Source organism: Sorangium sp. So ce406 (assembly GCF_051474675.1).
Classification (GTDB): Bacteria; Myxococcota_A; Polyangia; order Polyangiales; family Polyangiaceae; genus Sorangium; species Sorangium cellulosum_G.
Genome location: NZ_CP150340.1, coordinates 4,150,661 through 4,164,256 on the forward strand (window position 1 = coordinate 4,150,661; position 13,596 = coordinate 4,164,256).

At 72.2% G+C, this 13,596-nt stretch carries 12 protein-coding genes; 8 read left to right on the top strand and 4 right to left on the bottom strand.

Annotation, left to right across the window (positions count from 1 at the left end; genetic code table 11):
* Positions 1–134: 134 nt before the first annotated feature.
* Complete coding sequence (locus WME96_RS15385; RefSeq protein ID WP_437290859.1) at positions 135–1,040, top strand: LysR family transcriptional regulator; 906 nt, start codon at positions 135–137, stop codon at positions 1,038–1,040.
* A gap of 62 nt (positions 1,041–1,102) precedes the next feature.
* Here WME96_RS15385 and WME96_RS15390 read toward each other — a convergent pair whose 3' ends face one another.
* Complete coding sequence (locus WME96_RS15390) at positions 1,103–2,140, bottom strand: AraC family transcriptional regulator ligand-binding domain-containing protein (protein ID WP_437290860.1); 1,038 nt, start codon at positions 2,138–2,140, stop codon at positions 1,103–1,105.
* Between the two features lie 306 nt (positions 2,141–2,446).
* Between WME96_RS15390 and WME96_RS15395 the strand changes: the two genes are divergently transcribed.
* Together WME96_RS15395 and WME96_RS15400 are read left to right on the top strand one after the other, a co-directional pair.
* Entirely contained in the window at positions 2,447–2,986 is a 540-nt protein-coding gene (locus WME96_RS15395) for a VOC family protein (RefSeq protein ID WP_437290861.1), read from the top strand.
* The gene (locus tag WME96_RS15400) at positions 2,983–4,197 is read left to right on the top strand and encodes an alpha/beta hydrolase (protein WP_437290862.1); all 1,215 of its coding nucleotides are present in this window, start codon (positions 2,983–2,985) and stop codon (positions 4,195–4,197) included. The genes WME96_RS15395 and WME96_RS15400 overlap by 4 nt, the downstream gene beginning before the upstream one ends.
* Positions 4,198–4,235: 38 nt before the next feature.
* Here WME96_RS15400 and WME96_RS15405 read toward each other — a convergent pair whose 3' ends face one another.
* Positions 4,236–5,453 (bottom strand): hypothetical protein, encoded by a 1,218-nt coding sequence (locus WME96_RS15405; RefSeq protein WP_437290863.1) that lies wholly within the window; start codon positions 5,451–5,453, stop codon positions 4,236–4,238.
* A 32-nt stretch (positions 5,454–5,485) separates the two neighbouring features.
* Positions 5,486–6,091: a polysaccharide biosynthesis/export family protein gene (locus WME96_RS15410; RefSeq protein WP_437290864.1), complete on the bottom strand. Its 606-nt coding sequence runs from the start codon at positions 6,089–6,091 to the stop codon at positions 5,486–5,488.
* Between the two features lie 281 nt (positions 6,092–6,372).
* On the opposite strand from WME96_RS15410, the gene WME96_RS15415 reads away from it, so the two are divergent.
* Both WME96_RS15415 and WME96_RS15420 read left to right on the top strand, forming a co-directional pair.
* The gene (locus WME96_RS15415; protein ID WP_437290865.1) at positions 6,373–7,911 is read left to right on the top strand and encodes an O-antigen ligase family protein; all 1,539 of its coding nucleotides are present in this window, start codon (positions 6,373–6,375) and stop codon (positions 7,909–7,911) included.
* A 243-nt stretch (positions 7,912–8,154) separates the two neighbouring features.
* Positions 8,155–9,045 (top strand): hypothetical protein, encoded by an 891-nt coding sequence (locus tag WME96_RS15420; RefSeq protein ID WP_437290866.1) that lies wholly within the window; start codon positions 8,155–8,157, stop codon positions 9,043–9,045.
* Between the two features lie 185 nt (positions 9,046–9,230).
* On the opposite strand, the gene WME96_RS15425 is transcribed toward WME96_RS15420, so the two are convergent.
* Positions 9,231–10,118 carry an ATP-grasp domain-containing protein gene (locus WME96_RS15425; protein ID WP_437290867.1) on the bottom strand — a complete coding sequence of 296 codons (888 nt, stop codon included), beginning with the start codon at positions 10,116–10,118 and terminating at the stop codon, positions 9,231–9,233.
* Between the two features lie 328 nt (positions 10,119–10,446).
* On the opposite strand from WME96_RS15425, the gene WME96_RS15430 reads away from it, so the two are divergent.
* The 3 genes from WME96_RS15430 to WME96_RS15440 all read left to right on the top strand — a co-directional run bounded on the left by WME96_RS15430 (position 10,447) and on the right by WME96_RS15440 (position 13,586).
* The gene (locus tag WME96_RS15430) at positions 10,447–11,580 is read left to right on the top strand and encodes a UTP--glucose-1-phosphate uridylyltransferase (RefSeq protein ID WP_437290868.1); all 1,134 of its coding nucleotides are present in this window, start codon (positions 10,447–10,449) and stop codon (positions 11,578–11,580) included.
* A 24-nt stretch (positions 11,581–11,604) separates the two neighbouring features.
* A complete protein-coding gene (locus WME96_RS15435) occupies positions 11,605–12,135 on the top strand; it encodes a GNAT family N-acetyltransferase (RefSeq protein WP_437290869.1) in 531 nt (176 codons plus the stop codon).
* Positions 12,136–12,275: 140 nt separating this feature from the next.
* Positions 12,276–13,586, top strand: a complete 1,311-nt coding sequence (locus tag WME96_RS15440; protein ID WP_437290870.1) for a ferritin-like domain-containing protein — start codon at positions 12,276–12,278, stop codon at positions 13,584–13,586.
* Positions 13,587–13,596 lie beyond the last annotated feature (10 nt).

The window sequence follows — 13,596 nt, forward strand, 5'->3', positions numbered from 1 at the left end:
TGTCCTTTCCCGGGCGTGTTCTTCTCGCGCGGTGGATCACCGGGCCGCCCGGGGCGGCCGGGTCGATGCGTCGAAAGCTACGGCGCTCCCCGGCATCGTTGAAAACGTTGTTCTTCTGTGCTGCTATCACCTCGGTGGATAGCAGCCGCCTCGACCTGAACCTGCTCGTCGCGCTCGACGTGCTGCTCGCCGAGCGCAACGTGACCAGGGCCGCCAGGCGCTTGAACCTCAGCCAGCCGGCGCTGTCCGCCCAGCTCCAGCGGCTGCGCGACGTCATCGGCGACCCGCTGCTGCTCCCCGCGCAGCGCGGCATGACGCCCACGAGGCGCGCGCTGGAGCTGCAAGCGCCGCTGCACGAGGCGCTGGAGGGCGTGCGCGCCGTGCTCGCCGCCGGTGCCGCCTTCGACCCCGCGACCGCCGAGCTGACGGTCGCGGTCGCCGCGTCCGACTACGTGCAGTACGCGCTGCTGATGCCGCTCGCCTTTCAGCTCCGGCGCGAGGCGCCGGGCGTGCGGCTCGCCTGGCGAGCCATCGACGCCGTCCAGCTCGCGGACCAGGCGGAGCGGGGCGAGGTGGACCTCGCCTTCATCACGCCCGAGACAGCGCCCGAGCACCTGCAGCGCAGGAAGGTGCTCGACGAGCGCTACGTCGTCATCGTCCGGCGCGACCACCCGCGGGTCTCGCGGACCGTCAGCCTCGACCAGCTCTGCGCGCTCGACCATGTGGTGGTGAGCCCGCGCGGCGGCGGCTTCACGGGCGCGACCGACGCCGCGCTCGCCGCGCTCGGACGTGAGCGGCGGGTGCTCCTGTCCGTGCCCTCGTTCCTCATGGTGCCGGAGATCGTGGCGCGCTCGGACATGGCAGCGCTCGTCCCCGAACGCGTGGCGCGCGACCGCGCCGACCGGCTCCAGCTCCTGGAGCCGCCCGTCCCCGTACCGGGCTTTGCCATTGCGATGGTGTGGCACCACAGGACAGCCAGGCACCCCGCGCTCACCTGGCTCCGGGACCGGGTGCGATCGCTCGCGGTCGACGTCGGGTGAGCGCCGGCCTGGCGCGCCGCGCCGCCGTTCCCGCCCGCGCCTCATCGCCGGGCGACGCGGCGCTAGCGGGCGCAGGTGCGCCGGTACTCGCCCGGGGTGGTGCCCGTCCAGCGGCGGAAGCTGCGGTAGAAGTGGCGCGGCTCGCCGTAGCCGAGCAGGAAGGCGATCTCCTGGAGCGCGAGATCGCGGCGGCGGACGAGGTCGAGCGCCTTGCTCCGCCGCACCTCGTCGAGCTGCGCCGTGAACGAGGTGCCGAGATCCTTGAGGCCGCGCTGGAGCGAGCGCGTGCTCATGCCCAGCGAGCGCGCGATCCCGTCCTGGTCCACGTCGCCGCGGTCCAGCCGCTCGTCGATGCGGGCGCGCACGCGGGCGTCGAGCGGCGCGGCGCTGCCCAGGGGCGCAGCGCTGGCCGGCGCCGCGCGCGTGGCGAGGAGGTGCTCGGCCTGGCGGACGAGGTAGTCGCGGACCAGGGGATCCGCGCCGACGACCGGCGCGTCCAGCACGCGTGCGTCATAGACGAGGCCCGTGGCGCCCGCCTCGAAGCGCGCCGGGGCGCCGAGCGCCTCCTCGTAGAGCGACGGCGGGTGCCGGCGAGGGTGGCGGAACATGGCCTCGATCGGCCGCGCAGCGCCGTCGAGGTAGAGCGCGATGAAGCGCGCGAGCGTCGCGATCATCAGCTCGATCGGCTCGGCCAGGGCGACGACGCGCGGCTCGTGCTCGAGCGCGAGGTGGACGACGTCGCCGTGCTCCTCGAGCGTGATGCGGAGGTACGGGTCCATGAGGCGGCAGAAGCGGCCATAGACGGCGACCCCCTGCCGCAGGGTCTCGCTGTGGCGGAGGACGTGCCCGACGATGCCCACGACCGACACCGGGATCCAGCGCGAGTACTGGAGCCCGAGCGGCTCGCCAGGGAAGCGCTGGAGCAGGAGCTCCCACAGCGAGAGGAGCGACCCGTACGGTACGAGCTCGTCGGGCGCGTCGAGCGCCTCGGGCGCGATTCCAGCGGCGCGGAGGAGATCGTCGCGCGGCACGCCGCGCGACGAGGCGAAGGCGATGAGGGCCGCGGGGATCGATGCAAAGACGACGTCGCCTTCGAACATGGCGTGCGCGGAGGATAGCGCAGGCGCCCGGGGGGCAGCGCGCGGGAGCGCGTCACGACGCCCGCTGGCCCGGGCCGCGTGGGGGCAGCGCCGTCCGGAATCGTGTCAGCCACAGCCGCGCGATCGGCCATGGCGCGAACCCCGCAAGGCCTCTCGCCGTTCGGAACGAAGCGGGCTTGTCGCGCTACGGACGATCGCGGCCGTGACTCGTGGGCTCTGATCCACGTTCCACGATCATCGGACGGCGTGCACCTTGAACGAGCGCGCCGGCGCTGACATGCTCCTCGCGCACACACGGGGGGTACGATGGGGGTGCATCACATCGCGCTGGCGACCGGGGACATGGCCGCCACACATCGCTTCTATACCCAGGTCATGGGGTTCCGTCTCGTCAAGGTCATGGCCGTCCCGTACGAGGGCAGCCGCGATGGGGGCTGGGCGAGGCACGCGTTTTATCGGACGAGCGCGTCGGATGGGCCGCTCCTCGCGTTCTGGGATCCGCACGAAGCGACGCTGGAGGGGCGCTTCAGGACGGACCTCTCGACGGGGCTGGGGCTGCCAGTGTGGATGAACCACCTGGCCTTCGACGCGCCGACGGCCGAGTTTTATGGCCAGATGCTGGCGCGGTGGCTCTCGCACGGCATGGAGGTGACCGAGATGGATCACGACTTCTGCCGGTCGATCTACACGATGGATCCCAACGGCATCATGGTCGAGTTCTGTCAGACGCTCCGGGGCTTCTCGGCCGAGGAGGTGGCGGACGCGGAGCGCGCGCTGCTCGATCCCATGCCGCCGCTCGAGCTGCCGCGGCCCGTGATCGTCCATCGGCCCCAGGTGCGTCGATGAGCGCGCCGCCGATCGACGCGATGCTGGGGCACGGGCGCCGCCCGGCGTCCGCCGGATACTGGCCCTCGCCCGAGGACGATCCGGCCGTCTCGCTCGGGCGGGAGCCGGTCGTGGCCGTGGGGAGCGACGGCGCGCTCGTGCGGGGCCTGCTCTGGACGCCGCCGGGCGGCCGGTTCAAGGTGGCGGCGGTGCTCGCGCACCCGCGGGCGGATTTCTCGGTCCACTACCTCTGCCCGCTGCTCGCGGCGCGCGGGATCGCGGCGCTGGGGTTCGCGATGCGCTACGTGAACAACGACACCGACTGTCTGCACGAGAAGGCGGCGCTCGACGTCGAGACCGCGGTGGAGGCGGCGCGGGCGCGGGGCGCGGAGTCCGTGGTGCTGATCGGCAACTCGGGGGGCGGCTCGCTGCTCGCGCTGGCGGACGCGGGCGCGGCGGCCGAGGGGCGAAGGCTGGGCGACGCGTTCATCGCGCTGGCAGCGCACCCGGGACAGGGGGTGTTCCTGGAGCAGGCGATCGATCCCTCGGTGGTGGAGGAGGCAGATCCCCTGTCGGTCGATCCGGCGCTCGACATGTACGCGCCGGACAACGGCTGGCGGCCGTGGCCGGAGCCGTGCAGGTACGATCGCGCGTGGCTCGCGCGCTATCGAGCGGCGCAGCGGGCGCGGGTCGCGCGCATCGACGCGATCGCGCGGGCGGCGCTCGAGGCGCAGGCCGAGGCGGAGAGGGCGATGGAGGGAATGGATGCGCGTCATCCCGACTGGAACCGGCTGCGGCGGCGGAGCGCGCACGGCAGGTACCTGACGGTGTACCGGACGGTGGCAGACCCGGCGTACCTGGATCTGACCATCGAGCCGGATGATCGCGCGATGGGGTCGATCTTCGCGTCGCCGGATCCATTTCTGGCGAATCATGGATACGGCGGCGTGGCGCGGACGCTGACCGCGCGCGCGTGGCTGTCCACGTGGTCGAGCCTGTCATCGAGGGCGCGGCTCGCGGACAGCCTGCGCGCGGTGAAGATCCCGACGCTGGTCGTGCACGCGACGGCGGATACGGAGATCCGGCGGCGGCAAGCGCGGGAGATCTTCGAGGCGAGCGCGGCGCCGGACAGGAGCTATGTGGAGCTGCGGGGGGCGACGCACTTCCTCGACGGGCACCGGCAGGCGGCGGCGGAGCTGATCGCGGGGTGGATCCGGGAGCGCATCGACTAGGGGGTTGCGGGCTCGGGGCACCGGGTCGTGAGGGCGTGTCAGCGAGCTGCGCTCGCCCGAGGCCGAGGGGCGGAAGGAGCGCCCTCGTGGCAGGGCGCCACGCGATCCGCGCCCCCGAAGAACTCGGCCGCGAGGAGCGACCACGCCCGCGCGTTCTCCGGCGGGCCGCACTTGAACGGTGTCTTGCCGAGCCGCTCGCCGCGGAGCGCCGCCCGCTGCTCGCGGTAGTAGCGGATCGCGAGCTCCGCGGCGTACTCGCCCACGCCGTTGCCCGGCTGGAACGCGTAGTACGTCCCGCCCTTCACGAGCGTCTCGTTCGGCGCGTATGGCGTGAGGCACGAGATCCTCGTCCCGCAGCGCGCGACGATGCCGTCGAAGATCGGCGAGAGCGCCGCCTGCGACCACGCGCCGTGCGCGCTGTCGTTCAGGTGGAAGATCTCGTGGAAGAGCGTCTCCCGCACCGCGTCCGCGGAGCGGTGGAGCGAGCCGGCCAGGTTGTAGGCGACCGTCCAGCCCGCGGCGTAGGCGGAGGGCGTCCGCGCCCGTACGGACCGGAAGTACCGCAGCGCGAGGGCGCGGTGGCGATAACGTACGGGTGAGCTGGCCGCGGCCGCGAGATCCGCGACGAGAGCGTCGACGTCGGCCATGGCCGCGGCCGTCCACTCGAGGTGGCGGCGCTCCGCGCGCACCGGCAGCTCCGGGACGAGGTGCAGCGTGCCGCGGTAGCCGCCGTCCATCAGGTGCTCCCGCTCCAGGCCGGCGACGCTGCCGTTCCCGTCGAAGAGCGCGGTCGCGCTCGCCGCGGCCTGCGCGTCGCCGTGGTAGCGGAGCGCGAGCAGACAGCGGACGCGCTCGTGTTCCGGAGAGGGTGGGCCGGCAGCCGAGGCGTGGCCGCGCCGGCAGGCGTCGATGCCGGCCTGGTGCGCGGCGGCGTCCTCCGGGAACAGGATCGCCTCGGCTTCGTCGGCCGAGATGGAGGGGGCCGGCTCGGGCGCGGCCGGGGAGGGGGCACGGACCTGCGCGCCGCGCGCTGATGCTGCCGCTGCCCCGGTGGAGGCGGCGCTGGCAGGTACAGGGCCTCCCGGGCCAGGAGGCGCGCCGGCCGCCACGGCTGCCGGCGAGCCAGGAGGAGGCGGCGCTGCGGCCTTGCCGGCAGGCGCCGCGTTGCCCGGGCCGGAGGGGGCGCACGCGACCGCGAGCGCCGGCAACGCGAGGGTCAGCGCGGCGAGGAGCGGCAGCGTAGCGTCGGGGCGCATCCTCCCAGGATGCCAGGACGCCGCGCGATGATCTACGGCACCACCACCGTGTCGTTCGTCTGCAGCGGCAGGTCTCCGCGGAGGTCGCCCCGGCCGACGACCTCCTCGAACACGAACGGAATCCGGCGCTCGCCGTTCGCGTCGCGCCGGACGATCACCACCTCGTCGGGATCGGCGAAGCGCGTGAACCCGCCCGCCAGGGCGAGCGCCTGAAGCACGGTGATCTGCGCCCTCGGCGTGAACTCGCCCGGACGCGACACCTCGCCCATCACGTAGACCCGGTAGCTGTGGAGCTCCGCCACCTCCACGCTCACGACCGGCTTCTCATGGTAGAACCTGGCCGCCTGATTCGCGATCTCCTCGGCGATCCCCATGACGGTGCGCCCCGACGCCATGATGTCGCCGACGAGCGGAATCGTGATGAACCCGTCGGGCCGTACGGTGACGCGGTGGCTCAGCGCCTCATTCTTCCAGGCGCGCACCTCCAGGACGTCGCCCGGACCGACGGCATAGGCGCTCGTGGCGCGGCGCTCCGCTTCGAAGTCGACCCGCGGCGCGCTCGCGCCGCAGCCCGAGAGCGCCACGAGGACCCCGAGCGCGGAGCAGAGCAGGGCAATCCGGACACAGCGGGAGCACATGCGGTTTCCAGCCTCCTCGACGTGATTGACGTGATTGTCGCGACAGCGTGGTCGACGTGACGGCGCACAGCAATCCCCGAGCCCGCCGCCGCGCCTCGCGCCTGCTCCTCGCGCGCGCACCGGCGCGCTTCCCGCGTGCCGGTCGGACCCACGGTGCTAGATCCGTCGCGCTGAAGGGGGGGAATGCGCGCCGCGCCTCATCGCGCCTGCGCCGGGCGCCGCTCCGCGGCCGTCACGAGGGCGCGGCGCGGTCGGCCGCGCGGCGCGCGGCGCGCCACACCATGGCAGCGTGGGTCGTGTGCGCGCTGTGCGCGCTCGTCATCATCAAGCCGCAGGAGTTCATCCCCGAGCTCTCGGGGATTCCGCTCGTGCATGCGGCGTTCGGGCTCACCCTTCTCTGCGTCGCCCTCGACGTCGTGTGGCGGCGGCTCAGGCCGACGCTCGCCCCCCAGATCGTCTATGCGATCGCGTTCCTCGCCTGGGCGGCGCTGACCACCGCGCTCAAGCGCCCGACCGCGCTCGAGGAGCGCGGCCTGCAGCTCGCGACCGTCGTGGGCGTCTTCCTCGCCGTCGCCTTCGCCGCCGCGTCGCCGCGCGGGCTGCGCGCGCTTGCGATCACGCTCGTCGGCTGCGCCGTCCTCACCACCGTCGTCGCGATCACGCAGGCGTGTCAGCCCTACGGCTGCATGCTCGCCGCGCCGGATGACTGGGCGGGCAGGGGCGAGCTCGAGCCGGATGGACGCCCGTGCGAGACCAACCTCGACTGCCGCAAGGATGCGCCCGTCCCCGACGGCAACTACCGGTGCGAGCGCCCCGGGCCGCTCGGTACGTCGACCATCGACGGTCGCGTCCGCTACCGCGGCTCGCTCGCCGATCCGAACGAGCTGTCGTTGATGGCGGGCATGTCGATCCCGCTCGCGATCGCGCTCGCGGAGCGGCGCGCCGGCCCGCGCGCGCCCCGCAAGCCGGGCAACGGCCGCCCGCGTCCGCCGGACAGCGCGCGGCCGACCGGCGCCGGCGCCGACCCGCGCGCGCCGGCATCTCCCCGCCGGGCGCGCGCCGCGCCGACGCTGCCTCTCCTGCTCACGGATCGGCTGCTCTCGCGCGTGGCCTCGGCGCTGCGAGCGCTGCCCGTGACGGCCGTCATCGTGGCGATCGGCGCGACGGTCGTCATGTCGCGCTCGCGCTCGGGGCTCATCGTGTACCTCGCGGTCCTCGGACTCACCTTCATCCGGCGGAGCGGGACCCTGGGCGTCGTCGCCGCCTGCTTCGTGGGGCCGCCCATGCTCCTGCTCGGCGGCCGGAGCGGCGACGAGGCGACCGAGAGCTCGGAGGAGCGCGTGGCGCTGCTCCGCGAGGCCTTCGAGATGATCCGGCGCACGAAGGGGATCGGCGTCGGCGCAGGGCAGTTCGGCGACGAGTCGTCGTTCGGCCTGACGGCCCACAACTCGTACATGCTCGCTGCGGCCGAGACGGGCCTGCTCGGGATGTGCCTTTTTGCGCTCGTCCTCTACGCGTCGCTCAAGGTGCCGCTCGTGATCTGGCTCGGCGACGTCGAGGTGGGCCCCGCGGCGAGGCGGTTCGCGCCGGCGATCTTCGTGAGCCTGTGCGGCGCGTTGATAGGGATCTTCTTCCTGTCGTGGGCGTACAAGGACGTTCTCTACATGGCGCTCGGCGCGTCCGCCGCGCTGTACGGCGCCGCGCGGGCCGAGGACAGCCGCGTCTCGGTGCGCGTGTCCTCCAGGGAGGCTGCGCTGGTGTGCGGCGCGATGTTTGCGGTGCTCGTCTCGCTGAACATCCTTCTGCGGATCCTCGGGTGAGCGCGCTGGTTCGGGGCGGCGATCGGGTCGTGACACTTCACGGGGATCGCGGGCCGGGTGGGAGGTTGGCGGACGCGTGGCGCTGGAAGGATTCGATGCGCCGCCGGAGTGGACGAGCGCGGCCGGGCGCTGGTAGGATCCTCTGGGGGCCGGATTCGAGAGATCGGGCGAGACCGAAGCGCGTGGATCGCACCTTCAGGGGACCGGGGGCGCATGATGACGGAAGGAACCTGGAGCACAGCCTTGGCGGAAGCAGCCAGAGAGGCTGCTGAAGTTGACCGCCTACAGAACGAAATCGCGGCCGCCGGAGCGGCTCTTCGCCGCTCGCTTCAGAAGCTGATCGATGACCTGCCGCAAGGTGTCTGGCACAAGCATAAGGCCTTTGAAGGGACGGAGCTTGGAGCTGCACCATGTCTGCCGATAGAAATAGGAAGTGGAGAGCGATTGTATATCTTTCGGCGCAACTTCCAGGAGTTTTATCGGTCTCAGCGCGTAGGAACTCATGTTAAATGGGCCGCTATCGAGCCGGCCGAGTTCATTCGACGTCTCGGTCGCGACGGCGCGCGACTGCTGCAAGATGCCGTGCGTGCAAGGCTGGTGGACGCGGCGAAAGCCGAGCCGACGGCCGCGGCGAAAGCCGAGCCAAAGGTCGCTTCGAAGGCCGAGCCGAAGTCCGCTGGAATCCAGACGAAATCATCAGCACGAAATGTGCTGATGTCGGACGCCTCTACCCTGTCTGGGCAAAAATGCCCACGGTGCTCGAAGGTGCGCAAGGGGCTTGAGGATCATATCCGACATGTTCACCCCGATCTGTACAGGACCTTGACCAGCACGACAAAGGCGGCTGCGCCAATCCGCCGAAAGAGGATGGCGCCCGGAGACGCCGGAGGCACATCAACGCGAAGGTCAACGCCGAAGCATTGCAATTCCCCTTCGATCGCACCCCAAAAGCGGCGCTCGGGAAGGGACATGGCGCCGAGCCCTGGTGCGACATGGGTGAGAATGCCAGATAAGGCGGTCGAAGATCGACTGGATCCGACCCGCATGCTGACGCAGCAAGGACAGAGAGATAGCGATGGTCGATACGTGAGCTCAGTAACCAGAGACGACCATGGCGAGGAGTCCTTTCCTTAGTAAACGCGCACCAACTCATCTGCGCACGCCTGCTCCCAGGGCCGCCTCGCGGGCGACCGTGACTTCGAAGCGATCGGTGTCGTAGTTCCGTTCTCCCACGGCGGGTGCGCGGGGTCGACGGGGCGAGGGAGGGGAGGAAGGCGCTCGTCCCGCCGCCGTAGCGCACACAGGCGCTTGTCTCCGTCTCAGCGCAGCATCGCGAGGATCGCCTCGCAGAACCGGCGCGCCGCGAGGGGGCCGCCGTGCTCCAGATACAGATACGGCTCGATCAGCTCCACCTCGATGATCTGCAGCCGTCCTTCGCGAACGAATCCATCCACCCGAGCATAGGCTGCCTTCCCGGGCAGCAGGTCGAGGGCCGCGGCGGCCTGCTCGAGGAGCGCCGGCGGCGGATCCCGCGCTGTCACCGTCGCGCCGAACATCGCTTGCGTGCGGAAATCGCCGCGGACAGGCACCTTCACGAGCGCATGGCTGAATACGCCGCCGAAGAAGAGGAGCGACCATTCTCCGTCGCGCGGGATCTCCGGGAAGAACGGCTGTATCAGGAGCCCCGAGTCGCGCAGGATCGTCTCGGCATGATCGAGCACCCCCTCGGCGTCCAGCGAGCTCGCGCGGAGCGTCCTGTAGGCGCCCGCGGAGATCGCCGGCTTGAGCACGATCTCCCCCCGTCCGAGCGACGAGAGCTCGGCCCGGAGATCGCGAGGGGCGCCCCGCTCGACGTACACGAGCGGCGCGACGCTCGCGCCGCCTCGACGCAGCTCGAGGAGATAGCGCTTGTCGCTGTTCCACCGGATGAGCTCCACCGGGTTCACCACGCGGGCTCCGAGGTCGCGAAGCCGATCCAGCCATGCAAGGAACTCGGTCGACCGCTCGACGTAGTCCCAGCAGGCCTTCGGGAGCACCGCGTCGAAGCGCGCCCAGTCCACCTCGCGATCTCTCCACCTCACCGCCGTCAACTCCGCGTCGAGCCGCGCGAACTCTCGCCGGAGCACCTGGCTCTCGTCCACCACCTCCCGCTGCGCGTCCATGAGCTGTTGGTAACCGTCCATCACGGCGTAAGCGATGTTCATCATGCCGTCGTCCCTCGCGTCGCGCCGCGGCGCCCTGGCCGCCAGGTTCTCGCGCGCGTCGCGCGGCCGTCAAGGCCATCCGGCGGGCTCGACGCCGTCAGCCACGGGAGCGGCGGCGGCGCCAGCCGGCCAACGGTGGAGCTCGCTCCTCCGTGACGCCGGATCTCTGCTCTCCGAATCCCCATCAGGGATCAGCCTACGACCCGTCCAGCCATGCCCGGAACCGCATCGTGCGCGCCGGGGAGCAGCGCGTCGGGGAGGCTCGCGCGACCCGCGACCCGCGGCACAATGCTGTTGCCTCGCGCATCGCATCGTGCTCTTTGAAGATACCGTGTCTTCTCTCGCTCAGCAGATCGCCGCGCTCCCTGCTCCTCTCCTCGGCCGCCTCCGGGCGCGCGGGTTCGACCCCGACCGCGTCGCCCGGTGGGCTGCGTCCATCGGCAAGGACCGCGACGCCCGCAACCGCCTCCAGGGCACGGTCGAGCCGCCCGCGCCCGGCGATGTCGTCGACGTGCCCGCCGAGGGCACGCCCGAGCATGCCCGCTGCCGTGAGGCGGGCCTCGACGCGCTCCGCCGCGGCGAGGTCGCCCTCTGCGTCCTCGCCGGCGGGATGGCCACGCGCATGGGCGGCGTGGTCAAGGCGCTCGTGGAGGTGCTGCCGGGCCGGACGTTCCTCGACCTGCGCCTCGCCGAGAGCGACCACCTCCGGCGCACGACGGGCGTCCCGGTGCCGCTGTGGCTGATGACCAGCGAGGCGACCAACGCGCCGATCCGCGAGGCGCTCGGCCAGCGCCTCGACGAGCAGGGCGATCTCTGCGCCACGTTCGAGCAGCACGTCTCGCTGCGGCTGACCCAGGAAGGTGCGCTGTTCGTCGACGAGGACGGCGAGCCGAGCGTCTACGCCACCGGCCACGGCGACCTCCCGGACGCGCTCCGGGAGAGCGGCCTCCTCGGCCGCTTCATCGCCCGCGGCGGCAAGACGGTGTGGATCGCCAACCTCGACAACCTCGGCGCGACGGTGGATCCGGTCATCCTCGGCTGGCACCTCGGCCACGGCGGGCCCCTCACGGTCGAGGTGGTCGACAAGGGCGGCGACAAGGGCGGCGGCCCGATGCGATGGAACGGCCGCCCGGTGATCGCGGAGGACTTCCGGCTGCCGACCAGCTTCGACCCGAAGGTCGTGCCCGTCTTCAACACCAACACCTTCCTGGCCAGCGCCGAGGCGCTCAGCGCGCTCGCGATGGACTGGGTCTACGTGGAGGTCGAGAAGAAGGTGGGCGACCGCAAGGCGATCCAGTTCGAGCGCATCCTGAACGAGATCACCTTCGGCCTCCCGGCCAGGTTCCTGCGCGTGCCGCGCGAGGGCCTCGCGGCCCGGTTCCTCCCCGTCAAGGACGTCGAGGAGCTGGAGCGGCGGAGGCCGGCGATCGAGGCGATCGCCCGGGCGCGGGGCTTCCTCGGCTGAGCCGAGGAGCGCAGCCTGCGGCATATGAGCGAACTCCAGACAGCTTCTCTCGACGCGGCGACCTCGTCCGACGCCTTGTTGCTGTCCAACCTTCTCGAGCTGTACATTCACGATCTCAGCGACGTGTTCCCCGGTATCGAGCTGGGGGCGGACGGGCGCTTCGGCTACCCCAGGCTTCCTCTCTACTGGTCCGAGCGCGATCGCCGGTTTGCCTTCATCATCCGATGCGGCGGGCGCGTCGCAGGCTTCGTCCTGGCGACGCGCGGTTCACCTGCGGCCGAGGACCCGGACGTCCTCGATATCGCCGAGTTCTTCGTCCTCCGTCGATACCGCCGTTCCGGTGTGGGTCGTCGGGCAGCCTTCCTGCTGTGGAGCGGTCTTCCCGGCGCGTGGACGGTGCGCGTTTCCGAGGGGAACCGGGGTGCTCTCGCGTTCTGGGGCGGCGTCGTCGCGGAGTTCACGAACGGCGCTGCGACAGAGTCCACGCGTCCGGGCCAGCCGAATGCCTGGCGGGTGTTCTCCTTCGAGAGCGTGCCGGGTCGCGTCATCGTCTGATTCGCTCCGCGGCGCGGCGGCGCTGCGCCAGCGTGCCAGGAATACAGACTCTGTGCCAGGCTGTGCCGAACCTCTCATCGCGGAGATGCTGAATTTCTGCGGATCTGCCGCTGGTACATCTGCTGCTACGACGCGGTTCCATGACCAACACGCCCCCCTCTCCGGCTCACTTCCGAAGCGCGTTCGCTCATCATCTGACGCGCGCGATCCTCGCCACGGCAACGCTCAGCGTGGCTGCTGGAGGCGCCGCCTGCAGCGCCAACGTCATCCACGATCGCCCTTCCGGCGAGGGCGGCGGCGGGCGCAGCGACGATGGCTCGGGAGCGCCTGGAGGGATGAGCGGTGAGGGAGCGCAAGGCGGCCACAACCCCGAGGTCGTCACGTCGATCCAGGCGGGCGGCGTCTCGTGGACGGAGGAAGGAACGGTGTGTGTCGCGCCAGAGCTCCTGGGCGAGGGAGGGCAGGGCGGCGCAGGGGGCTTCGGCGGCGCAGGGGGCTTCGGCGGCGCAGGGGGCTTCGGCGGCGCAGGGGGCTCCGGCGGCGCGTACACGGGCGCATGTCCTGCGTTGGACCCCATGGACCCGGACGTCCCCAGGCCGCCCGCCGGGTGCTGGTACGACAGCCTCGGCGGCGGTGTCCCGCGAGGCGGCCAGTGCTGCTACGAGTTCACCGCGAGCTGCGGCGGGTCGGGCCGCCCGTTCCTCGTGGGCGAGCGCGCCCGCACCGCGCCGGCGCAGCGGCGCGCGGCGGGCGCATGGGGGGCCGCCGCGGCGCGTCCCGACGTCGCTGCGCTCACGCCGGCGACCCGCGCCGCGCTGGCCGAGGCGTGGCTCCGCGACGCCTTGCTCGAGCACGCCTCGGTCGCCTCGTTCTCGCGGTTCGCGCTGGAGATGATGGCGGTCGGGGCCCCCGCCGAGATGCTCGACGCCGCGCACGAGGCCGCGCGCGACGAGGTGCGCCACGCCGCGCTCTGCTTCGGGCTGGCGAGCGCCTATGCCGGCGCGGCGCTCGAGCCGGCGCCCTTCGCGTTCGGCGGCAGCGTCGAGGTCACCTCGGATCTCGCCGAGCTCGCGGCGCGCGCCGTCCGCGAAGGCTGCATCGGCGAGACGCTCGCCGCCGTGCAGGCCAGCGAGCAGCTCGCGCACGCCACCGACGCCGCGGTCCGGAGCGCACTCACGGCGATCGCCGAGGACGAGGCCCGGCACGCCGAGCTCGCGTGGCGCTTCGTCGCCTGGGCGCTCCAGACGGGCGGCGACGCCGTGCGCCGCGCGGTCGCGTCGGCCTTCGAGGCGGCCCTCGCCGCGCCCCCGCCGGCCGCCGCGGCGTCGGACGCCACTGCGGCCGCCCTCGCCGCGCACGGGCGCCCCGACGAAGCCGTCCTCGCCGCCTCCCGGCGCTGCGCGATCGCGGACGTCATCGGCCCCGCCATGCGCGCGCTGCTGGCCGCCTAGTCCGCCCGCC